The sequence below is a fragment of the Pseudomonas sp. SORGH_AS_0211 genome (genome assembly GCF_031453455.1).
In the GTDB taxonomy this organism is placed as follows: Bacteria; Pseudomonadota; Gammaproteobacteria; order Pseudomonadales; family Pseudomonadaceae; genus Chryseomonas; species Chryseomonas aestiva.
On sequence record NZ_JAVIZV010000001.1, the window covers coordinates 723,885 to 746,749 of the forward strand.

General features: G+C 67.9%; 17 protein-coding genes. 4 read left to right on the forward strand and 13 right to left on the reverse strand.

Features of this window, described 5'->3' with window-relative positions:
- Positions 1–6: 6 nt before the first annotated feature.
- The gene (locus QE393_RS03290; protein ID WP_310042092.1) at positions 7–4,038 is read right to left on the reverse strand and encodes a bifunctional nitrate reductase/sulfite reductase flavoprotein subunit alpha; all 4,032 of its coding nucleotides are present in this window, start codon (positions 4,036–4,038) and stop codon (positions 7–9) included.
- 582 nt (positions 4,039–4,620) lie between these two features.
- On the opposite strand from QE393_RS03290, the gene nirB reads away from it, so the two are divergent.
- The 3 genes from nirB to QE393_RS03305 all read left to right on the forward strand — a co-directional run bounded on the left by nirB (position 4,621) and on the right by QE393_RS03305 (position 8,011).
- Positions 4,621–7,170, forward strand: coding sequence for a nitrite reductase large subunit NirB (gene nirB / locus QE393_RS03295; RefSeq protein WP_310042093.1), 2,550 nt, complete (start codon positions 4,621–4,623; stop codon positions 7,168–7,170).
- Between the two features lie 2 nt (positions 7,171–7,172).
- Positions 7,173–7,529: a nitrite reductase small subunit NirD gene (gene nirD / locus QE393_RS03300; protein ID WP_310042094.1), complete on the forward strand. Its 357-nt coding sequence runs from the start codon at positions 7,173–7,175 to the stop codon at positions 7,527–7,529.
- 272 nt (positions 7,530–7,801) lie between these two features.
- Positions 7,802–8,011, forward strand: coding sequence for a hypothetical protein (locus tag QE393_RS03305; RefSeq protein ID WP_133859878.1), 210 nt, complete (start codon positions 7,802–7,804; stop codon positions 8,009–8,011).
- A gap of 4 nt (positions 8,012–8,015) precedes the next feature.
- Here QE393_RS03305 and QE393_RS03310 read toward each other — a convergent pair whose 3' ends face one another.
- From QE393_RS03310 to QE393_RS03330, 5 genes are all read right to left on the reverse strand, one after another.
- A complete protein-coding gene (locus QE393_RS03310; protein WP_310042098.1) occupies positions 8,016–10,556 on the reverse strand; it encodes an EAL domain-containing protein in 2,541 nt (846 codons plus the stop codon).
- Positions 10,557–10,717: 161 nt separating this feature from the next.
- A complete protein-coding gene (locus QE393_RS03315; RefSeq protein WP_310042099.1) occupies positions 10,718–11,302 on the reverse strand; it encodes a DUF4136 domain-containing protein in 585 nt (194 codons plus the stop codon).
- Positions 11,303–11,364: 62 nt separating this feature from the next.
- Positions 11,365–11,976 carry a DUF4136 domain-containing protein gene (locus tag QE393_RS03320; protein ID WP_310042100.1) on the reverse strand — a complete coding sequence of 204 codons (612 nt, stop codon included), beginning with the start codon at positions 11,974–11,976 and terminating at the stop codon, positions 11,365–11,367.
- Between the two features lie 47 nt (positions 11,977–12,023).
- Positions 12,024–12,779 (reverse strand): methyltransferase domain-containing protein, encoded by a 756-nt coding sequence (locus QE393_RS03325; protein WP_310042102.1) that lies wholly within the window; start codon positions 12,777–12,779, stop codon positions 12,024–12,026.
- Positions 12,776–13,081, reverse strand: a complete 306-nt coding sequence (locus QE393_RS03330; RefSeq protein WP_273808694.1) for a nucleotide pyrophosphohydrolase — start codon at positions 13,079–13,081, stop codon at positions 12,776–12,778. Before QE393_RS03330 ends, QE393_RS03325 begins: the two co-directional genes overlap by 4 nt.
- 130 nt (positions 13,082–13,211) lie before the next feature.
- On the opposite strand from QE393_RS03330, the gene QE393_RS03335 reads away from it, so the two are divergent.
- Positions 13,212–14,330 (forward strand): hypothetical protein, encoded by a 1,119-nt coding sequence (locus QE393_RS03335; RefSeq protein WP_310042105.1) that lies wholly within the window; start codon positions 13,212–13,214, stop codon positions 14,328–14,330.
- Between the two features lie 244 nt (positions 14,331–14,574).
- On the opposite strand, the gene QE393_RS03340 is transcribed toward QE393_RS03335, so the two are convergent.
- The 7 genes from QE393_RS03340 to QE393_RS03370 all read right to left on the reverse strand — a co-directional run bounded on the left by QE393_RS03340 (position 14,575) and on the right by QE393_RS03370 (position 22,824).
- Complete coding sequence (locus QE393_RS03340; RefSeq protein ID WP_310042107.1) at positions 14,575–14,994, reverse strand: GNAT family acetyltransferase; 420 nt, start codon at positions 14,992–14,994, stop codon at positions 14,575–14,577.
- A gap of 327 nt (positions 14,995–15,321) precedes the next feature.
- Positions 15,322–16,347, reverse strand: a complete 1,026-nt coding sequence (locus tag QE393_RS03345) for a peptide ABC transporter ATP-binding protein (protein WP_308707696.1) — start codon at positions 16,345–16,347, stop codon at positions 15,322–15,324.
- Complete coding sequence (locus QE393_RS03350; protein ID WP_310042111.1) at positions 16,334–17,365, reverse strand: ABC transporter ATP-binding protein; 1,032 nt, start codon at positions 17,363–17,365, stop codon at positions 16,334–16,336. Before QE393_RS03350 ends, QE393_RS03345 begins: the two co-directional genes overlap by 14 nt.
- On the reverse strand, positions 17,362–18,273 hold the full coding sequence (locus tag QE393_RS03355) for an ABC transporter permease subunit (RefSeq protein ID WP_027602553.1): 912 nt from the start codon (positions 18,271–18,273) through the stop codon (positions 17,362–17,364). Before QE393_RS03355 ends, QE393_RS03350 begins: the two co-directional genes overlap by 4 nt.
- Before the next feature lie 22 nt (positions 18,274–18,295).
- Entirely contained in the window at positions 18,296–19,306 is a 1,011-nt protein-coding gene (locus QE393_RS03360) for an ABC transporter permease subunit (protein ID WP_133859866.1), read from the reverse strand.
- Positions 19,307–19,666: 360 nt separating this feature from the next.
- Positions 19,667–21,085, reverse strand: a complete 1,419-nt coding sequence (locus QE393_RS03365; RefSeq protein ID WP_310042114.1) for an OprD family outer membrane porin — start codon at positions 21,083–21,085, stop codon at positions 19,667–19,669.
- A 146-nt stretch (positions 21,086–21,231) separates the two neighbouring features.
- The gene (locus QE393_RS03370; protein WP_310042116.1) at positions 21,232–22,824 is read right to left on the reverse strand and encodes an ABC transporter substrate-binding protein; all 1,593 of its coding nucleotides are present in this window, start codon (positions 22,822–22,824) and stop codon (positions 21,232–21,234) included.
- Between the last annotated feature and the right edge of the window lie 41 nt (positions 22,825–22,865).

Here is a 22,865-nt window from a genome sequence, read left to right on the forward strand (position 1 = left end):
GCGGCGCTAGTAGACGTCCTTCAGATAGCGCTTCTGTTCACTCATCCCGCGCAGGTACTCGCTGGCGGCCTCGTCGCTGAGATGGCCATGGGTCGCCACCACCTGGCGCAGGGCCTGGTCGACGTCCTTGGCCATGCGGCTGGCGTCGCCGCAGACATAGACGCGGGCGCCGTCCTGCAGCCAGCGCCAGACGTCGGCACCGCGTTCGCGCAGCCGATCCTGCACATAGATCTTCTCGGCCTGGTCGCGGGAGAAGGCCAGGCTCAGTTCGTTCAACAGGCCATCGCGCTGGAAGGCTTCCAGTTCGTCGCGGTAGTAGAAGTCATGGGCGGCGTGCTGCTCGCCAAAGAACAGCCAGTTGCGGCCCCCGTCGCCCCGGGCGCGACGCTCGTGGAGAAAGCCGCGGAAGGGCGCGATGCCGGTGCCGGGGCCGATCATGATCAGCGGGACGTCGCCCTGGTCCGGCAGGCGGAAATGGCGCGAAGGCTGGATATGCACTTCGGTGGTGGCCTCGCCCAGGCGGTCGGCGAGAAAGCTGGAGGCCACGCCCTTGCGCTTACCGTAGCGCACCGCCGAGACGGTGAGGTGCACCTGGCCGGCATGGGCCAGGGGGCTGGAGGCGATGGAGTAGAGGCGTGGCTGCAGGCGCTTGAGGCTGCCGAGCAATTCGCCGGCGTCGTGGCGGGCGGGAAAGCGGGCCAGTACATCGGCCAGTTGCCGGCCCCAGAGCCAGGTCTTGAGTTCGTCGCGAGCGGCCAGCAGGGCGCGGCAATCGGCACTGCCGCTGCGCTCGGCGATCAGCGCCAGGGTCTCGGGGTTGGGGCGGGCGATCTCATAGTGTTCGCTCAGCGCCTGGCGCAGCGACAGCTCGCCGACCTTGGCCACGGCGACCGACTGTTCGCCGTCCAGTCCGGCGAGGGCGAGGACTTCCTCGACCAGCTCCGGGCAGTTGCGCGCTCTCACGCTCAAGGCGTCGCCGGCCTGGTAGGCCAGGGGCCGATCGGATTCGAAACCGAACAGCCGGACCTCCTTGTTGGACCCGGCACTGTTGAGTCTTTGGTTGATGACCAGTCGCGCAGGCACCGCCGTCGGGCGGCTGGTTGCGGTCGGGAGGGTGACGGGCACGTGCTCGGCCTGGGGCGCCAGCTGCCCTTGCAGGGCGCCCAGCCAGGCGTCGGCGCCGTCGAGGTCATCGGCGTCGCAGTCCAGGCGCGGGCAGAGGCGCCGGGCGCCAAGCTGAGCCAGGCGGGCGTCGAGGCGCTGGCCATGGCCGCAGAATTGCTCGTAGGTGGAATCGCCCAGGGCCAGCACGGCGTAGTCCAGTTCGGCCAGGGAGGCGTCGAGCCGATTGAGGCCCTGCCAGAAGGCCTGGCCATTGTCCGGCGCCTCGCCATCGCCAAAGGTGCTGCTCACCAGCAGGACGCGACGGGCTCCGGTCAGGCGTTCCACGGCATAGGCGGCCATGTCGTGCAGCTCCAAGCTGAGACCGGCCTGGCACAGGCGGGCGACGCAGCGCTCGGCCAGGGCTTCGGCGTTGCCGGTCTGGGAGGCCCAGAGCACCACCAGATCGGCCGGCGCGGTGGGGGGCATGGCCAGGCCGGCGGCCCGGCTTTCCGGCAGGCGGCTGAACAACCCGGCGAGCAGGCCGTCGAGCCAGAGGCGGGTGTTGGCGGCCAGCGGCGCCTGGGCCGGCAGGCAGGGCACGCCCTGGGCACCACCGTCGCGCAGACCGTCCATGAAGCCGGCCAGGTAGGTGCGTTCGGCCGCGCTGAGCTGGGGCCGTACCGCGGTCGCGACCCCGGTGAGCTCGGCCAGCCGCGCCAGGGCGGGCAGCTGGATGCTCTCCGCGACAGGCTCGTCGGCCGGCAGCTGGCGATGGGGAATGGTGGCGACCCGGGTCAGGCGCACGGCGCAGACCTTGAGTTCCGGTTGCAGCGAGAGCGGATCGACGGCGTCGCTGGTGACGGCGTTGATGGCCAGGTCGCTGCCCTGCACGTCGGCCCAGTGAAAGGGCGCGAAGCAGTTGCCGGGCTGGACCCGGTCGCTGACGGTCACCGGCAGCACCGCGCGGCCGCGGCGGGAGGTGATCTCCAGGCGGTCGCCCTCCGCCAGGCCCAGGGCCTCGGCATCCCGGGGATGCACTTCCACGAAGGGCGCCGGATTGAGGCGGTTCAGGGCGGCGATCTTGCCGGTCTTGGTGAGCGTATGCCACTGGTGCTGCAGACGCCCGGTGTTGAGCACGAAGGGGTAGTCGGCATCGGGCAGCTCGGCCGGGTCCAGGTGCGGACGGGCGAAGAAGTGCGCCTTGCCGCTGGGGGTGGCGAAGTTGAGCGCGGTCGGTTCGCCGGTTTCGTCCAGGCGCAGGGTCTGGCTGCGGCCGTCGTTGCGATAGCGGATCGGCTGGCGCGGATCGCTCTCCGCGCTGGAGCAGGGCCATTGCAGCGGCGTCTCGCGCAGCCGGGCATGGCTGGCGCCGCGGAGGTCGTAGCCGGTCTGGGGGTTGTGGAATTGCTTGATCTCGTCGAACACCTCGGCGGCCGAGGCGTAGCTGAAGTGTTCGCCATAGCCCAGGGCACAGGCCACGTCGGCGATGATCCGCCAGTCGGCGCGGGCCTCGCCGGGCGGGGTGACGGCCTGGGGCGCCAGGGTCAGGTTGCGCTCGGAATTGATCATGACCCCGTCGGCCTCGGCCCAGAGCGCGGCGGGCAGGAGGATGTCGGCGTAGCTGTTGGTCTCGGTATCGAGAAAGGCGTCCTGGGTGATCACCAGTTCGGCGGCCTGCAACCCGCGGATGACCGTCTCGCGATTGGCCACGCTGGCCACCGGGTTGGTGCAGATGATCCAGCAGGCCTTGACGGTGCCGGCGGCCAGGTCCTCGAACAAGGCGACGGTGCCCTGGCCCAGGCGGGTGTGCAGGGTGCCCTCCGGAATCCGCCAGGCGCGCTCGACGAAGGCGCGGTCGGCGGCGGACAGCAGGCTGCGCTGGCCGGGCAGGCCGGGCCCCATGTAGCCCATCTCGCGCCCGCCCATGGCATTGGGCTGGCCGGTCAGGGAAAAGGGACCGCTGCCGGGGCGGCAGATCTTGCCGGTGGCCAGGTGCAGGTTGCACAGGGCATTGGTGCTCCAGGTGCCGTGGGTGCTCTGGTTCAGGCCCATGGTCCAGAGGCTGGTCCATTCGCCGGCTTCGCCGATCCAGCGCGCCGCGGTGCGGATGTCCGCCTCGGTCAGCCCGGTCCCCGCGGCCACCCGTGCCGGGGTGTAGTCGGCGAGAAAATCGGGCATGGCCGCCCAACCTTCGGTATGGGCGGCGATAAAGGCTTCGTCTATATGGCCCTCGGCGTGCAGCAGGTGCAGCAGGCCGTTGAGCAGCAGCAGATCGGTGCCCGGACGCAGTTGCAGGAAGAGATCGGCCTTCTCGGCGGTGGCGGTGCGCCGCGGATCTATCACGATCAGCTTGGCGCCGCGCTTGACCCGATCCAGCAGCCGCAGAAAGAGGATGGGATGACAGTCGGCCATGTTGGCGCCGCTGACCAGGAAGAGGTCGGCTCGGTCGAGGTCGTCATAGGAACCGGGCGGGCCGTCGGCGCCGAGGGACAGCTTGTAACCGGTGCCGGCGCTGGCCATGCACAGGCGGGAATTGGATTCGAGCTGGTTGGTGCCGATGAAGCCCCGCGCCAGCTTGCTCGCCAGGTATTGGGCCTCCAGCGACATCTGGCCGGACACATAGAAGGCGATGGCGTCGGGTCCGTCGCGGTCGAGGATGGCGCGCAGGCGTTCGGCGGTGGCGGCGATGGCCTGGTCCAGCCCGGTCTGCACCGGTTCGTGGGAGCGGTCATGGCGGACATAGGCCTGCTCCATGCGCCCGCTGTCCACCAGCGCCTGGTGGCTGGTGCTGCCCTTGGTGCACAGCCGGCCGCGATTGGCGGGATGGTCGCGATCGCCGCTGACCTTGGTGATCCGGCCGTCTTCCACCTGCATGACGATCCCGCAGCCGACGCCGCAGTAGGGGCAGACGCTCTTGATGTGGGTAGTGGCCATGGCAAGGATCCTTCGAAAACCAGAAAGCGAAAAGGCGCCGGTCGCGCTCCCCGGAGGGAGGCGAACACGGCGCCTTTGTCGTGAAAGGAAGCGATCGGCGTTGACCGCTCCAGGCCAGGGATTTAGCAAGGCCCGCGCCAGCTTGGCCCGGCGCGCGCGGGGAGCGCATTCCTACTGGTCTGGCGGCGTGCCGGTGGCGCCGGCCGAGGTCGCGGCGATGGCGGTCGCGATGCGCCCTGACGGGGCAGGCCGGCTCAGTCTTGCACCGTTGTAGTTCTGCTCGGCGGGCGTCCGGACAGCCGTCGGCAAGGCACTCGGCAGGCCGCAGCCCGCGCCAGCGGCGGATCTTCGGGCGATCAGGCGGACCTGGCACAGCCGATGCAAAAGCCCTGACAGACCCGCACATTCGGGTCGCCCGGTCGATCAACGGCGATCGACAGCCACCGCAGGCGACGGGCATGGAGCAGAGCCCAGGGCTCCTCCCTACCAGAACAGGCAAAGGCGCCTGAGACCGCAAGGTTTCAGGCGCCTTTTTATTTGCCGCGACTCAACCTGATTGGCCTCGGCCGGGGGATAGCCTCCATGAACAGCATCGTGACCCGCAAAGAACGTCTGATCGTCGTCGGCAACGGCATGGTCGGTCATCACCTCGTCGAGCAGCTGCTGGCCGCTGGCGCCCTGGACCACTACGAGATCCATGTCTTCGGCGAAGAGCGTCAGCGCGCCTATGATCGGGTCCACCTCTCCGAGTACTTCGCCGGTCGCGATGCCGAATCCCTGGCCATGAGCGAAGCCGGCCTCTATGCCGTGCCCGGCCTGGTGCTGCACCTGGGCTGCGCAGTGACCGCCATCGACCGCGAACAACGCGAGGTGCTGACCCCTGAGGGCGCCTTTGGCTACGACCGCCTGGTACTGGCCACCGGCTCCTATCCCTTCGTACCGCCCATCGAGGGCGTCGAAGGCGACTCGCGCCTGGTCTATCGCACCCTGGACGACCTGGACACCATCCGCCTGGCCGCCGCCAGGGCGCGCCGCGGCGTGGTGGTGGGCGGCGGCCTGCTCGGCCTGGAGGCGGCCAATGCGCTGAAATCCCTGGGCCTGGAGGCCCATGTGGTGGAATTCGCCCCGCGCTTGATGCCGGTGCAGCTGGACGACCTGGGTGGCGCCGCGCTCAGGCAGCGCATCGAGGACCTGGGCGTGGGCGTGCATCTTTCCAAGGCCACCCAGAACATCACCGCCGGCAGCGACTATCGCTACCGCATGAACTTCGCCGGCGAGGATTTCCTCGAGACCGACCTGATCCTGTTTTCCGCCGGCATCCGGCCCCAGGACGCCCTGGCCCGCAGCTGCGGCCTGGAACTCGGCGCCCGCGGCGGGGTGGCGGTGGACAACGGCTGCCTGACCAGCGATCCCTTCATCCATGCCATCGGCGAATGCGCCGCCTGGAACGGCAGCATCTTCGGCCTGGTCGCCCCGGGCTACCAGATGGCGCGCCTGGTGGCCGCCACCCTCTGCCATGGCCAGGCTACGCCCTTCACCGGCGCCGACATGTCCACCAAGCTCAAGCTGCTGGGCGTGGACGTGGGCTCCATTGGCGATGCCCACGGCGCCACCCCCGGCGCGCGCAGCTATCGCTACATCGACGAGGCCAGCGCCAGCTACCGCCGCCTGGTGGTCTCCGCCGACGGCAAGCACGTCCTCGGCGCCGTGCTGGTGGGCGACAACAGCTACTACGACACCCTGCTGCAATACGCCCAGAACGGCATCCCGCTGCCCCAGGATCCGGCCAGCCTGATCATGCCGGTGGGCGAGGGCGCCCCGACCCTGGGCGCCGATGCCCTGCCGGCCACCGCCACCCTCTGCTCTTGCCACAACGTCACCAAGGGCGCGGTTTGCGCCGCCATCGATGCCGGCTGCACCGATCTGGCCGGCATCAAGAGCTGCACCAAGGCCGCCACCGGTTGCGGCGGCTGCGCGGCACTGGTCAAGCAGGTGTTCGAGCACGAGCTGATCGCCCGCGGCGTCGAGGTCGACAAGAGTCTCTGCGAACACTTCGCCCATACCCGCCAGGAGCTCTATCACCTGGTGCGGGTGGCAGGCATCCAGAGTTTCGACGAGCTCCTGGCGCGCCACGGCCGCGGCCAGCATGGTTGCGACATCTGCAAGCCGGCGGTGGCCAACGTCCTGGCCTCCTGTTGGAACGCCCCCATTACCGATCCGCACCTGGTGCCGCTGCAGGACACCAACGACACCTTCATGGCCAACATGCAGAAGAACGGTACCTATTCCGTGGTGCCGCGCATCCCGGGCGGCGAGATCAGCCCGGAAGGCCTGATCGCCATCGGCCAGGTCGCGAAGAAATACGATCTCTACACCAAGATCACCGGCGGCCAGCGCATCGACCTCTTCGGTGCCCAGTTGCACGAGCTGCCGGACATCTGGGGCGAGCTGATCGCCGCCGGCTTCGAGACCGGTCATGCCTACGGCAAGTCCACCCGCACGGTGAAGAGCTGCGTGGGCAGTACCTGGTGCCGCTACGGGGTACAGGACAGCGTCAAGATGGCGCTGGACATCGAACACCGCTACAAGGGCCTGCGCGCCCCGCACAAGCTCAAGTTCGCGGTCAGCGGCTGCACCCGCGAATGCGCCGAGGCGCAGAGCAAGGACATCGGCGTGATCGCCACCGAGAACGGCTGGAATCTCTATGTCTGCGGCAACGGCGGCATGCGCCCGCGCCACGCCGAGCTGTTCGCCACCGACCTGGATGACGAAACCCTGATCCGCTACATCGACCGGCTGCTGATGTTCTACATCCGCACCGCCGACCGTCTGCAGCGCACCTCGGTGTGGCGCGAGTCGCTGGAGGGCGGGCTGGACTACCTCAAGCAGGTGATCATCGAGGACAGCCTGGGCCTGGGCGCCGAACTGGAAGCCCAGATGCAGCTGGTGGTGGATCGCTACGAATGCGAATGGGCCAACGCCCTGAACGATCCCGACAAGCTCAAGCGCTTCCGTACCTTCGTCAACCAGCGCGGCAACGACCCGGACATCCACTTCGTCAAGGAGCGCGGCCAGCGCCGGCCGGCGCGTCTTCACGAACTTCAGCTCATCGCCGTTACCGAGGAGGCTTGACCATGACCCAGACCAATACCGCCCGCGCCCTGGAGCCCCGCTGGCAACCCCTGTGCAGCCTGGCCGACCTGGTGCCCCAGTCCGGCGTGGTGGCCCTACACGAGGGTGAGCAGGTGGCGCTGTTCTACCTGCCGGAGACCGAGCAGAAGGTCTTTGCCGTGGGCAACCGCGATCCCAAGTCCGGCGCCAACGTCATCGGCCGTGGCATCGTCGGCCAGCTGGGCCCGGATCTGGTGATCGCCTCGCCGCTGTACAAGCAGCACTTCCGCCTGGCGGACGGCGGCTGCCTGGAGTATCCCGAGCAGGCCTTGCCCACCTGGGCGGTGCGGCTGAATGGAGAACGGGTGGAGATCGCCTGAGGCCTTTGCGTCCGGCCTTCCCTCACCCCAGCCCTCTCCCGGGGGGGAGGGGGCGGTACGGAGTGGGGCGGGGCTTCGTGCGTAGCCTGGACAACGGCGCAGCCTTGTCCAGGTTTCCCGCCATTCGCCCCATCGTCACTGTTGCACCCACCGCAGTGCAGCGTTGCGCGATAGGTGCCGGTCAAGGCAGGCGAAAACCCTTGGTCGGGTCGATACTCAAGGAGCGGGGACGCTGTCTGCCGATCCTGGCAATCGTCCCGCGGGAGGTCACCATGCGCCTGACAAGAACAATTCGCTCCGCGCTGTTTATTGCTCTGCTCTCGGCCCTGGCCGCTATCGCCCTGCTGGAGGGGTGGCGCGCGCAACCGGTGGGCGAACTCACCCTGCGCGCCGATCCGGTCTGTACCCATGGGTATGCCCCCTATGGCTGCTATCCGGTTCCGGCCCGAGGGGGCGATCTGGGCTGGCTGGAGCGCCTCTAGGTCGTCAACCTGCCTGCAGGTCGGTTGCCAGCAGCGCTGCCAGCTCGCGACCCGTCAGGGAGGGACCGAACAGGGCCCCCAGGACCTCGTCGCAGTGCCGTGCCTGGAGCCAGGCCAACTGGCCAGGCGTCTCCACGCCCGTCGCCGTCACCCTGAGGCCCAGGGTTCGTCCCAGGCCAATCAGAGCCTGGGCAATGGCGGCATCGACCTGCTGATCCTCCAGGCGCGCGACCAGACGGCTATCCAGGCTGATGCCATCCAGCACGGGGTGGCGCAGCGAGTCGAGGGCGCCTGAGCCGGTGCCAAGGTCGGCCAGGCCCAGGCGCACGCCCAGGGCCTTGAGCGCCTGCAGCGGCGGCGCCAGAGCGCTGTCTGCCTGCAACAGCGCCTCGGGCAGCTGCAGCTCCAGGCGTTCCGCTGCCAGGCCGCTCGTCTGCAAGGCGCGGGCGACCGTCGCGACCAGGGCCTCGCCATCCGCGCGCGGGCGAGCGGACAGGCCGACGACCAGCTGCAGCGGCGCGGGCCAGGCCGCGGCAGCGTGACAGGCGTTGTCCAGCAACCAGAATTCCAGGGGAACGCTGAGTCCGGTTTCTTCGGCCAGGGGCAGGAAAGCCTCCGGCGGCAGCAGGCCGCGCTGCGGATGGGCCCAGTGCAGCCGCACCTCGATGCCGCTCAGCCTGCCCTCGGCGGCGCTCCGACGGGGCAGGTAACCCAGGCGCAGCTGGTCGAGCGCCAGCGCCTGGCGCAGCTCCTGTTCCAGGTCACGCCGCTGGCTGAGCTGGGCGTCCATCGCCGGAGCATGAAAGCACCAGCCGTTGCGGCCCGCGGCCTTGGCCTGATACAGCGCGATATCCGCCAGGCGCAGCAGGTCCTCGACCTGGCTGGCCTGCTCCGGCGCCTGGGCGATGCCGATGCTGGTCCCGACGCTGACCGACTGTTCCTCCAGCAGGATGGGGCGGCCGATGGCGTTCACCAGGCGCGCACAGATCTGGTCGACGGTCGCCCCATCCAGGTGACCGAGCAGCACCACGATGAATTCGTCACCGCCCAGGCGCGCCACCAGGCCGCCGGGTCTCAGACTGGCCTGCAGACGCCGGGCGATTTCCTGCAGCACCCGATCGCCGGCGGCGTGGCCGAGACTGTCGTTGACCGGCTTGAAACGATCCAGATCCAGGCTGAGCAGCGTCAGCGGGGTCCTGGCTTGCGTCAGCTTGCGCGCCAGGTAGTGCTGCAGTTGCAGGCGATTGGCCAGGCCGGTCAGGCTGTCGTGTTGCGACAGGTGTTCGATTTCCGCCTGGGCATTGACCGCGGCGGTGATGTCACTGGCGGTGCCGCGAAAGCCCGCGTCCTTGGGCAGCGGCCGGGCGGTGATCTCGCAGACCCGGGAGTGACCCAGGCGGTCGCGATAATGGCAGCGCAGCACCTGGCGCTCGTCGAGGTGTCGAGCATTGCCCTGCAGCCAGGCAGCCAGCGGGGTCGTCTCGCTGCTGAACAGCTCCGCCAGCGGCCGCCCGAGCCAACTGCCGGGTGCATGCCCGGTGATGCGGGCGAAGCGTTCGGAGAGATAGGTGATGCGGCCCGCGGCATCGCTTTCCCACAGCCAGTCGGAGGCGGCCTCGGCGAGTTCGCGAAAGCGCCTTTCGCTGCGGCTCAGTTCGGCCTGGCTGGCGACCACGGCATCGAACTGCTGGTCGAGCTGCCGCGCCGAATTCAGCGCATGGCGGATCAGCAGGGCCAGCACCAGCCCGAGCAGCAGCACCCCGGCCAGGAAGACCGGCAGGGTGCGGCGCAGGAGCTGGGCGCCGGGTTGCGGCGGTTGCCAGTTGAGCAACAGCGGTGAATCCAGCAAGCGCAGATATTCGTGATCGACCAGGGGCACCCGCGACGCTGCGAGTCGCGGCAAGCCATAGGTATCGCTGAGATGGGCCAGGGTGTCCGGATCGAGCACGTTGACGAACAGCATCACCGAGGGCGCGCCGGGACCCGGGGCCACGCTGTAGCTCGCGCCGGGCGTGATGGTGGCCGCGGCGACCAGCGCCGGGACACCGCCCACGCTCAGCACCCGTACCAGACTCTCGGTCTCGCCAGGGCGCTGGCGGGTGGCCGCCAGCAGGCCGGCCAGGTCGCCTTCGAGCCACTGCGCCGCCGCGCGCTCCGTCGGCCGGCCATCGATCACCGCATAGACGGTACGATCCTGCGGATCCAGCACGAAGACCCCGTTGTAGCCATAGAGCTCATAGGGGATGTCGCCGACGTTGCGCTCGTCGTTGGCCCAGAAGAGGTCGACCGTCAGGTGCAGGTGCTTGTAGGCCTCGCCCCACTTGGCGTAGTTGATGATGTTGTGGCCGATCTCGTTTTCGACCTGCACCAGGGTGCGGTCGATATAGGTCCGGGCGCGTTGCTGGACGTCGGCGTCCTGGCTGGTGGCGGTCCTGATCAGCAGGTAGCAGCCGAGGCCGAGCAGGATCGGCAGGGCGCAGATGACCGGAAAGAGGCGCAGCAGCAGATTGTGGCTGCGGCGGGTGGCGATGGGCGTGGACGGCATGGCGAACCTGGGCGGTGCTGGACGACAGTCAGGATTCCCACGCGGTGGCCAAGAAGGGCGCGAGGGGTGCCTGGCCAGCGGCCATTATCCGCCACCGCCCCCCAGCCGTCTGCTCGCGGTCTGACCAGGGGCAGCGCTGAGCTGCCCGGACGGTCGACCGCTCAAGGCCGCGGTGGATAGCTGACGAGCAGCTCGTTGATCAGGCGGCTGAAGGCGGCGCTGCGTTGGGCGGGTGTGGCGTTCTGGTCGTCCAGCAGGCGCTCTTCGCTGGCGCGCCAGACCAGCTTGCCGTCACGGCCATCGAGCATGTCGAGCTGGACCGTCATCACCGGGTAGGTGACGGTCTGGGTGCGCACATAGCTAGGCCCCCAGGGGCCAGGACCCCAGGCGGAGCCCCAGGGACCGCCCCAGCCCGGGCCCCAGTAGGGGTCGGCGTAGCTGTAGCTCTGCTGGCGCTGATCGAGGATCACATAGAGCTTGATCTTCAGATCCGGGCGCGTGCCTGCCACCGCCGGGCGCAGCCCGCGCTGGTCGAGGCCGCTGCTGACCGAATCGCGCAGGCGCTGCTCGGTCAGATCGCTGCGCACCCGCGGATCGTTGGGGCGGTACTCGATGGCGGGATCCGCCCAGCCCCAGCTGCGATAGGCGGCGAAGTCGCGGCTGGCGTCATAGTCCAGATTGCGCGGGCCACGCTCGGCGCAGGCCGCCAGCAGGAGGACCGCGAGCAGCAGGAGGCAACGTTTCATGGGCGATCCTCTGAGGTGAGCGCGCTAGTCTGCTTGGACTGGCTTAAGGGCCACTTATCCCTTCAGCTCGGCGGATAGTTGGCCAGCAGGCGGCGGGTGGTGTCTCTCAGGGTACGCGCGCGTTCGCCGCTGTTGCCGCCGCTGGCCTGCTCGGCGGCCGAGTGCCAGAGCACCCGGCCGGTGGCGGGATCGAGCAGTTCCACCTCCAGCACGTCGACCAGGAAGGTCCGGGTGCGGGTCCGCGCCTGACCGACGCTGGCGCCATAGCCGGGGCCGTAGCCATAGGGTCCGTAGCCGCCGTAGCCATAGCCGGTGTCGTAGTAGTCGGTGTATTGCTCGCTGCGCTGTTGCTGGGTGAGGCGGGCTCGCACCTGCAGATCGGCGCGGGCACCGCCGATGGCCGGTCGCAAGCCGCGCTGGTCGAGGCCATCGGCCACTGCCTGCTGCACCGTCTGGCCATCCAGGCCGCCGCTGACCACCGCGGCGCCCGGTGCCCAGCTCCAGGTGCGATAGCGACTCCAGTCACGCGGGGTGGGCGGATAGGCCGCCGGATCCTGCTGCGGCAGCACCGGCACCGAGGCTTCGGGCAGGCTGCTGGCGACATAGGGATTGGGCGTCTGGCAACCGGCCAGGGCGAGCAGCGCGAGCGACAGGCAGAACAGGGGGCGACGCATGACCGGTTCCTCGAAGGAATGCTGGCCAGAGCATACCGCGCCCGGGGTCATCCTGCCTCAGGTTGGCAGAGCCAATGCAGATAGCGCCCCAGGCCCGCGAAAGCCGGGTGCCGCCGGTGGGCCAGTTCCATGGCCACCAGCGCTTCGCCGTCGGCACGGGTCTGGAATTCCGGCGGCATGTAGTCGTGAAAGACCCGGACGCCACTGCGCGCTCGGATCCGCCAGTCCGGCGCTAGCCAGGCCTCGACCTCGCGCGGATCGAGGGGCTGTTGCGGCGTCAGGCCGCGTTGGCCCGCGCCCGCGTAGTCACCCTGCCTGAGTTTGCGAAAATGCCCCTTGAGCAGATTGCGATAGATCAGGGCGTCACGGTTGTAGAAGGCCAGGGACAGCCAGCCGTCCGGCGCCAGGCAGCGCTGCAGGGTCGGCAGGATCGCCGGGGGCGTTTCCAGCCATTCCAGCACCGCGTGGCAGAGCACCAGGTCGAAGGGCTCGGCGAAAGCGGGCAATTCCTGCCAGGGCAGCGCCAGCCAGTCGGCGTCGAGTCCAGCGGCGGCGAAGGCCTCCCGGGCCCCGGCCAGCATGGGCGCCGAGGGTTCGGCCAGGGTCACGGCATGGCCCTGCTGCGCCAGCCAGAGACTCATGTGGCCGAGCCCGGCACCGATGTCCAGCACCCGCAGCGGGCGGTGCGGCAGCATTTCGGTCAGGTCCGCCTGCAGCACGGCCAGGCGGATGGCGCCCTTGGTGCCGCCATAGATGTTGGCCGCGAAACGGGTGGCGCGGTCGTCGAAGAAGGTATCGCTCACGGCAGGAAGCGCCTCTCGTTGTCGGCCAGCTTGGCCAGTACCGCCTGCTCCACGTCCAGCTCCAGCTCGCTGCCCAGTTGCAGCAGATAGAGCAGCACGTCGGCGATTTCCTGGCCGGCGTGCTCGCGCTCGGTGGCGCTCAAGGTGCGGGCTTCGGCATCGCTCTTCCACTGGAAGATCTCCACCAGCTCGGCCATCTCGACGCTGGCGGCCATCGCCAGATTCTTGGGGTTGTGATAGCGCCGCCAGGCGTTGGCCTCGCGGATCGCGTGCAGGCGGGTGAGCAGGGCAGGGAGGTCCATGGGCGTCCGAGGGTCGACAAAACGCCATTCTCCCATGGCGAGACGGCTGTCGTCCGCCGGCCTGCGCGACAGCCTGGCGCTGTTGTTCTACCCTGGGCCCATCACCGCTATGCTGGCTGCTGGAGCCCTGATGAAATCTCGCCTGTCCGGACTGGGCTTGGCCCTGCTGCTGATTACCGGCGTCGCCCATGCCGAAAAGCTGCTGCTGGAAGGCACCCTGGGCCAGGCCCGGGTGGTGGTGGAGGTCGATCCCACCGCCAACGACGAAAGCTATGGCCGCTATTTCTACGACCGCTATCGTCGCGACCTGCGCCTGAGCGGTCCGGCGCAACCGGGCGACCGGCTGAAGCTGGAGGAGGGTGCGCCCTGGCAGGACGGCCCCAAGGCCAGCTGGGCGCTGACGCGCGGCCAGGACGGCTCCTGGACCGGCACCTGGAGCGGTGCCGGCAAGACCCTGCCGCTCGCCCTGGCGCCGTTGCAGCTGGGGCCGCCGGCCGCTACCGATCGCTACCGGCAGACCCTGCGCCAGGACGATCCCTATGAATATCGCCGCCTGCAGGGACTCACGCTGGAACAGGGCGAGCGCCAGACCTTCATGGGTCGTGGCCTGCGCTGGTGGCGCGAGCCGGTCTCGGGCATGCGGCTGTTCACCGTGGAGGGCGCCAGCGAGGCGGCCAATGCCGTGCTGCGCGAACGACTCTGGGCGGAGGTCGATGCCCATCTGAGCTGCATCGGCCCTGACGGCGAGCACCGCCTGCAGGTGACCCCGCAACTGCTCAGCGAGCGGGTGCTCAGCGTCAATCTGTTCAGCCAGTACAGCTGCAGCGGCGCGGCCCACCCGGATTTCGGCAGCGCGCCCCTGACCCTGGATCTCCAGACCGGCCAGGAGTTGGCGCTGGAAGACTTTCTCTGGCTGGGCCACGGCCAGCCGCTCCGTCCGCAGCCGGAGGATCGCTATTCCCAGGCCCTGGCGGACTATCGGCAACGGACCCTGGCGCCCTGGGTGGTCCGGCTGTTCACCCGCCTCTATCCGCCGCTGATGCAGGCGCCCGCCGACGGCGATGGCTGCGACTATCGCAGCGCCGACGTCTGGCAATTCGCGCCCTGGTACCTGACGCCCAAGGGCCTCTATCTCGGCCCGACCTTTTTCCGCGCCGCCCGCAACTGCGACGAACCCGGCGGCACCCTGGTGCCCTACGCCGAGGTCCGCAAGCATCCGGGGCCGCTGGCGGGATTGCTGCCCCGCTAGGGCACAGGCGGGTGCCGGGTAAGGTTGGGCTTCGACGATGGAGCCGTCTCGACCCAACCTACAAGACCAGTCGTAGCGCGGCGAATTGCATGGCGTTTTCACCGGGAAGCAAGGTCCCGCGTGGGTAAGGCTGCGCCGTTACCCACCCTACAGTCAGCTGTCAGTCCGTAGGGTGGAAAACCGCGAAGCGTTTTCCACTGGGCATTGAGTATCGGCAGCGGACAGGGCTTTGCCTCCTTCGACTCTAGTCGTCGGCGATCAGCCGTTTGCCCAGGGTGACGACCTCGGCCTCCACATAACCCAAGGCCGCATAGAAGCCGATGATCGCCGCGTTATCCCGCCGTACCATCAGCTGCAACTTGGGACAGCCGCGTTCGGTGAGCAGTTGTTCGGCGGTCTCCACCAGACGCCGCGCATGGCCGCGGCGCTGATGCTCCGGGGCCACTGCGAGGTAATAGAGCCAGCCGCGATGGCCGTCGGTGCCGACCATGGCGCTGGCCATGAGGGTACCGTCCACTTCGCCCACCAGGAACAACTCGGGTTGCTCGACGCGCTTGCGCTGGATGTCGCGGTAGGGATCGTTCCAGGGGCGAATCAGGCCGCAGGCCTGCCAGAGGCTGACCACGGCCTCGGTGTCGGCGGATTGAAAGGGGCGGATGTGCATGGGGAGGCAGCCTGTAGCGGGGCAGGGGTGTGTCGGGCTTCGACGATGGGGCCGTCTCAACCCAACCTACAGGACTTCCGTAGGTTGGGTTGAGCGCCAGCGAAGCCCAACATTACCGCGCCAGGCCAAAGATGTTGGGCTTCGACGATACAGCCGTCTCAACCCAACCTACAGGGCTTGCGTAGGTTGGGTTGAGCGCCAGCGAAGCCCAACAGCCCAATGCCAAGTCCGGAACGTTGGGCTTCGACGATGGAGCCGTCTCGACCCAACCTACAGGGCCTGCGTAGGTTGGGTTGAGCGCCAGCGAAGCCCAACAGCCTCAACGTCCTAGAGAAAGTTCTCCGCATAGTGGCAGGCCACCTGGCGGGCTTCCACATTGCGCAGCGCCGGGACCTCGGTCTTGCACTTTTCCGTCGCATAGGGGCAACGGCGATGGAAGACGCAACCGGGTGGCGGATCCAGCGGGTTGGGCAGCTCGCCCTGGATGCGGATGCGCGGCTTGCTCGGATCCGGGTGCAGACTCGGGGTGGCCGACAGCAGCATCTGGGTATAGGGATGCAGGGGCCGCTCGAACAGCAGGTCACGGCTGGTCTTTTCGACGATGCAGCCGAGGTACATCACCATCACCTCGTCGGCGATGTGGCGCACCACCGAGAGGTTGTGGGAGATGAACACATAGGCAGTCCGGTACTGCTGCTGCAGATCCATGAACAGGTTGAGCACCTGCGCCTGGATGGACACGTCCAGCGCCGAGGTCGGCTCGTCCGCCACCAGCACCTTGGGCTGCAGCATCATGGCGCGGGCCACGGCGATGCGCTGGCGCTGGCCACCGGAGAACATGTGTGGATAGCGCTGGTAGTGCTCGGGCCGCAGGCCCACCTGCTGCATCATCGCCTGCACCTTCTCGCGCCTTTCGGTGCGGGAGAGGCTGGTGTTGATCTGCAGCGGCTCGGCGAGCTGGTCGCCGATCTTGCGCCGCGGATTGAGTGAGGCATAGGGATTCTGGAACACCATCTGCACCTCGCGGCGCAGTTCCTTGCGGCGGGCGGCGTCGGCCTTGGCCACGTCCTGGCCGCCGATGACCAGGCTGCCGGCGGTGGGCTGCTCGATCAGCGTCAGGGCGCGGGCCAGGGTCGACTTGCCGCAGCCGGACTCGCCCACCACGGCCAGGGTGCGCCCGGCCTGGAGGTCGAAGGAGACACCGTTGAGCGCCTTGACCGTGGCGTTGTCCTTGAACAGGCCGCGGGAGATTTGATAGTGCTGGGTCAGGCCCTTGGCTTCGAGCACGAGGTGCTCGGGCGCCTGCTCCGGGGTGGTGGAGCGGGCGAGGACGGTGGCTTCAGACGGCGCCATGGCGATCCTCCGGCAACTGGCTGGGACGTTGATGTTCGGGCAGCACCGCAGGCGCCTCGCCCGGGGCGACGTTGCGCGGGAAGAAGCAGCGCACCGCGCCACGGTCGTAGGGCTCCAGCGCCGGACGCTCCTGGCAACGCGGCTGCACATAGGGGCAGCGCGGGCTCAGCAGGCAACCGGCGGGCCGGTCGTAGCGACCGGGGACGATGCCGGGCAGGGTGTGCAGGCGGTCCGTCTGGCTGTGCTCGGGAATGGCCGCCAGCAGGGCTTCGGTGTAGGGATGCGCAGGGGCGTCGAACAGGGTCGGCACCACGCCTTTCTCCACCGCCTGGCCGGCATACATCACCACCACGCGCTGGGCGGTCTCGGCCACCACGGCGAGGTCGTGGGTGATGAGGATCAGGCCCATGCCCTCGTCGCGCTGCAGATTGACCAGAAGCTCCATGATCTGCGCCTGGATGGTCACGTCCAGCGCGGTGGTGGGCTCGTCGGCGATCAGCAGGCGCGGCTCGGCGGCGATGGCCATGGCGATGGCGACGCGCTGGCTCATGCCCCCGGACAGCTGGTGCGGATAGGCGCCCAGGCGACTGGCCGCGGCCGGGATCTCGACCTTTTCCAGCAATTCCAGGGCGCGCTGGCGAGCGGCGCGACCCTTCAGGCCCAGGTGCTGGCGGATCACCTCTTCCAGCTGGAAGCCCACGGTGTAGCTGGGGTTGAGCGCCGTCATCGGGTCCTGGAAGACCATCGACAGCTCCTTGCCGATCAGGTGGCGCCGGCGGCGGCCCTTGAGGCTGAGCAGGTCCTGGCCGTCGAAGGCCAGGCGGTCGGCGGTGATGCGGCCGGGATGATCGACCAGGCCCATCACGGCCATCATGGTCACCGACTTGCCGGAGCCGGATTCGCCGACGATGGCGACGATTTCGCCCTGATCCACCGTGAGATCGAGGCCTTCCACCACCGGCGGGGCGTCGGCGCCGCCGAAGCGCACCGAGAGGTTCTGGATTTCGAGGAGGCTCATGACTGCACCTTCAGACGCGGATCGAGGGCATCGCGCAGGCCGTCGCCCATCAGGTTGATGGCCAGCACGGTGAAGAGGATGGCGAGACCCGGCAGGGTCACCACCCACCAGGCGCGCTCGATGTAGTCGCGGGCCGAGGCCAGCATGGTGCCCCACTCGGGAGTGGGCGGCTGCACGCCGAGGCCGAGGAAGCCCAGGGCGGCGGCATCGAGGATGGCCGAGGAAAAGCTCAGGGTGGCCTGGACGATCAGCGGCGCCATGCAGTTGGGCAGCACGCTGACGAACATCAGCCGCAGGGTACCGGCGCCGGCCAGCCGCGAGGCGGTGACATAGTCGCGGTGCAGTTCGCCCATTACCGCGGCGCGGGTCAGGCGGACATAGGAGGGCAGCGAGACGATGGCGATGGCCACCACGGTGTTGATCAGGCCTGGGCCGAGGATGGCGACGATGGCCACGGCCAGCAGCAGCGAGGGCAGCGCCAGCATGATGTCCATCAGGCGCATGATCACCGGACCGGCGCGGTTGGGCGAGAAACCGGCGACCAGCCCGAGCAGGATGCCGGGGATCAGCGAGAAGACCACCGAGGCCAGGCCTATCAGCAGCGACAGCCGGGCACCGTGGATCAGCCGGCTGAGCAGGTCACGTCCCAGCTCGTCGGTACCCAGCGGGAACTGGCTGTTGCCACCGTCCAGCCACAGCGGCGGGGTGAGCATGAAGTCGCGGAACTGCTCGCTGGGCGCATGGGGCGCGACCCAGGGCGCGAAGAGCGCGCAGAACACCACGATGACCATGAAGATCAGCCCGCCAAGAGCGCCCTTGTTGCGAGCGAAGGCGTGCCAGAACTCCTTGAAGGGAGAAGGGTAGAGGGCGCTCGGGTCTTGAGCGGCCGGGGTGTTTACCGTTGTCATAGGCTCTGTCCGTATGGGCGCATCAACGCTGGTGGCGGATGCGCGGATTGACCAGGCCGTAGAGAATGTCCACGACGAAATTGACCAGGATGACCAGGGTGGCGATCAGCAGGATGCCGTTCTGCACCACCGGATAGTCCCGGGCGCCGATGGCCTCGATCAGCCACTTGCCGATGCCGGGCCAGGAAAAGATGGTCTCGGTGAGCACCGCGCCGGAGAGCAGGCTGCCGACCTGCAGGCCGAGCACCGTCAGCACCGGGATCAGGGCGTTGCGCAGGGCGTGGACGAAGACCACCCGCCCCGGCGACAGGCCCTTGGCGCGGGCGGTGCGCACATAGTCCTCGCGCAGGACCTCGAGCATGGCCGAGCGGGTCATGCGGGCGATCACCGCCAGGGGAATGGTGCCCACCACGATGGCCGGCAGGATCAGGTGCTTGAGGGCATCGACGAAGGCGCCGGGCTCGTCGGAGAGCAGGGTGTCGATGAGCATGAAGCCGGTGCGCGGCGGGATGTCGTAGAGCAGGTCCAGGCGGCCGGAAACCGGGGTCCAGCCGAGCTGCACGGAGAACAGCATGATCAGCAGCAGGCCCCACCAGAAGATCGGCATCGAATAGCCGGTCAGGGCCACGCCCATCACCCCGTGGTCCACCGTGGTGCCGCGCCTGAGGGCGGCGATGATGCCGGCCAGCACGCCGAAGACGGTGGCGAACAGCATGGCCGCCACCGAGAGTTCCAGGGTGGCCGGGAACAGGGTCAGGAATTCATCCCAGACCCCAACGCGACTGCGCAGGGATTCGCCGAGGTTGCCCTGGGCAAGGTTGCCGATGTAGTCGAAATACTGCTGGTACAGGGGCTTGTCGAGGCCCAGGCGGTGCATGGCTTCGGCGTGCATCTGCGGATCGACGCGGCGTTCGCCCATCATGACTTCCACCGGATCGCCGGGAATGAGGCGGATCAGGGCGAAGGTCAGCAGGGTGACGCCAAAGAACGTCGGTATCAGCAGCCCGAAGCGACGGGCGATGAAGGCGAGCATCGGAGGGGGTATCTCCTCTTGAGGCTGATCAAGACGGCGCGAGTACATGCCCGGCCGCGTTTTTAAGTGAGAGCCCGCTCAAAAGCTAATGAGCTTTTGATCTGACTCTCAGACCTTGTGGGTCTGGATTCATCCCTGAAGAGACCATCCTGGTCCGCAACGAACGACACCTGCGCGAGGCAGCCTCGTTCGGTCCTACGAATAGGTTCGAAGAGCGCTCTGGGCCAACGCTCCAAACCCGGCAGACTACCACGTTGCCACGGGTGTCGATATCCTCGACACGGCCAGGGCTTCGCCGGTGTTCGCGGCGCGATCCCGGCCAGATGCCGGACACTGCGTGGAAGCCGCCGGGGCCTGCCATTACAGCAGGTTGAACGGCAGGGTGGAGACCAGGCGCAATTCCTTGACGTTGCCGTCGACCTGGTTCTGGCTGGCGCGGTGATCGGTCAGCAGCAGGCGGAAGCGACTGTCCTTGAGCGCGCCCTGCTGCACCTTGTAGGTGGTGACCAGGCCGATCTCGTGGTGCTTCTCGCCATCCTGCTGCAGGACCTCGGCATAGTTGGCGTACTTGCCGGCGCCGGCATCGTAGTGGGTGCCGTCGATGTCCCAGCCCTTGGCGTACCAGACGCCGGTGCTCAGGCCGGGCACGCCGAAGTAGCTCCAGTCGGTCTCGTAGCGGATCTGCAGCGACTTCTCGTTGGGGCCGTTGTAGTCCGAGACCAGGGAGTTGGCCAGGTAGATGGCGGCGGTCTCGTGGGCGTAGTCGAAGTACTCGTTGCCGTCGATCTGCTGGTAGGCCAGGGTCAGGCTGTGGGCCTGGTGGCTGCCGGTGAACGCCAGGCTCCAGGCGGTGTTGTCGATGTCGCCAGCCTTGGCGCTGCCAGCGTCGACGGTGCGATAGGCGTTGGCCACCGCCTTCCAGGCGAAGGTGTCGAGAGTGCCGCCGGCCTGGGTGATGCTCAGGAAGTACTGATTCCAGACGTCTTCGAAGTTGGCGCCATAGACGCTGACCTCCCAGCCCTGGGGCAGCTTGTAGTTGCCGCCGAGAAAGCTCAGGCGGTCGGCGGTGACCTCGCGGGTACCGTACTCGGTGGTCCACTTCTCGTCGCCGGCACCGGTCCGCGGACTGACGCGGGTGAAGCTGCCACCTTGCAGCGAGAGGTTGTCCCATTCATCGCTGGTCAGGGCGAAACCGTCGAAACCGGACGGGAAGGGCCGGTTGTCGTTGTAGCTGATCACCGGGGTGTCGAGCATGAAACGACCGATCTTGAGCTCGGTGTTGGAGACGCGGAAGCGCGCATCGGCGATGCCCAGCTTGGACCACTCGGCATGGCCCTCGCCCTCGGCGTTGGCCAGGGTGCGATTGCCGCCGCCACCGATCTGGCCCTTGCCCCGCTCCAGGTTGGTGGCCTGATAGCCGGCCACGTCGATGCCGAAGCCCACTGGACCCTGGGTGTAGCCGGAGCTGTACTTGAGCGCCGTGGCCTGGACCCAGGTATTGCGCGAGTGGGTGCGCACCCGGGTGCCGTTCTTGCTGTAGCTGAAGATCGGATCGGAGCTGGTCTCGCGGGCGAAGAAGTTGCGCGTGGTCAGGGTCAGGCTGTCGTCGGCGAAAAAGCCCTTGGCGCCTTCCTGGCCCTTCACCGGCTTCTGCACATTGGGCAGGGTCTGGACCTCGTTGGCGTAGCTGGGATCTTCCGGCGCCGGCGACTGGGCGTGGGCGGTCAGGGCCAGGGTGAGCAGGGAGAGGGCGAGGCCTCCATGGTGGACGTTGGTCATCGGGTGTGCTCCAAAGCGGTCGTTTTTTCTGTTATCTGGGCGTTTTCCGGCACGACCGAACCCGTCGCGCCGAAACACGGCGCGAGGCGGGAAAGGTCGAGGGGACGGGCCGCCCGGGCCCGGTCGCTTACGGCATCAGAGGCCGATCAGTCGAGGGTCACCGTGGAGAAGTCGTAGACCCCCAGCGGACTCTGCACATAGCCCTGCACCTTGGGTTGCAGGACATCGGTGAACAGCGGGTGCGCCAGCGGAATCCAGGGCATCTGCTGGTGGAAGATCTGCTGGGCCTGCTCGTAGAGCGCGGTACGCTGGGCCGGGTCGTTGATGCGCTTGGCCTGCTCGATGGCGTCGTTGAAGGCCTTGTCGCACCAGAAAGCACGGTTCTCGCCACTTTCAGTCGCAGCGCAGCTCAGGTTGGTGGTGAGGAAGTTGTCCGGATCGCCGTTGTCGCCGGTCCAGCTCATCATCATCAGGTCATGCTCGCCGGCCTTGGTGCGCTTGACGAACTCGCCCCACTCGAACTGGGTGATCTCGGCCTTGATGCCGATCTTGGCCAGGTCGCCCTGGATCAACTGGGCCACCAGCGCCGGACTGCCGCCCGGGCCACTGCCGGTGCTGATGTAGTACTTGAGGGTGAAGCCATCGGCGTAGCCGGCTTCCTTGAGCAGCGCCTTGGCCTTTTCCAGGTCATGGGGCCAGGGCTTGATGTCCTTGGCATAGCCGAGCAGCGAAGAGGGATAGGGATTGATCGCCGCCTTGGCGCCGCCTTCGCCGAACACCGTCTTCAGGTAGTTCTGCTGATCGAAGGCCATGGCAATGGCCTGGCGTACGCGCACGTCGCTCAGCGCCTTGTGCTTGGTGTTCATCGCCAAGAAGGAGGTGGTCTGGCTTTCCACCTGGGCCAGCTTGAGGCTCTTGTCCTGCTTGAGCATCGGCACGTCCTGCGGTTTCACCGTCAGGCCGATCTGGCACTCGTTGTTGCGCACCCGCTGGATGCGCACATTGGGATCCAGGGTCACTGCCAGCACCAGGCCATCCATCTGCGGCTTCTTGCCGAAGTAGTCCGGATTGACCTTGTAGCGGGTGTTGGAATCCTTGGCATAGCGCTGGAAGACGAAGGGACCGGTGCCGATGGGCTTCTGGTTGATGTCGTCGGTCTTCTTGCTGGCCAGCAGGCTGTCGGCGTATTCCTTGGACAGGATCGAACCGAAGGCCATCGCCAGGTCGGCGAGGAAGGGCGCCTCGGGCTGGTTGAGGGTGAAGCGCACGTGGCTTGCGTCCACCTTGTCGATGGACTTGATCAGGGTGCCCATCTCCATGGCCGCCGCATAGGGATAGCCGCTGGGGGAGAGGTTGTACCAGGGATTGTTCTTGTCGAGCATGCGCTCGAAGCTGAACACCACGTCGTCGGCGTTGAAATCTCGCGTCGGCTTGAAGTAGTCGGTGGTGTGGAATTTCACCCCCTGGCGCAGGGCGAAGGTGTACTGCAGGCCATCGGGGGAGACCTCCCAGCTTTCGGCCAGGCCCGGCTCCAGCTCGGCGGTGCCCTGCTTGAATTCCACCAGGCGGTTGTACAGCGGCGTGGCCGAGGCATTGAAGGTATAGCCGGAGGTGTAGCGACCCGGATCGAAGCCTTCCGGATTGGCCTCGGTGCAGACCACCAGGGGCCGGGCCAGGGCGGCATTGGCCGTCAGGCAGAGGAGGGCGGCGAGAGACAGCGAGAATAGCGGTTTGGACACGGAAGGCTCCTCGTGAAGGCCCGCGAGGCGGGCCGGACAGA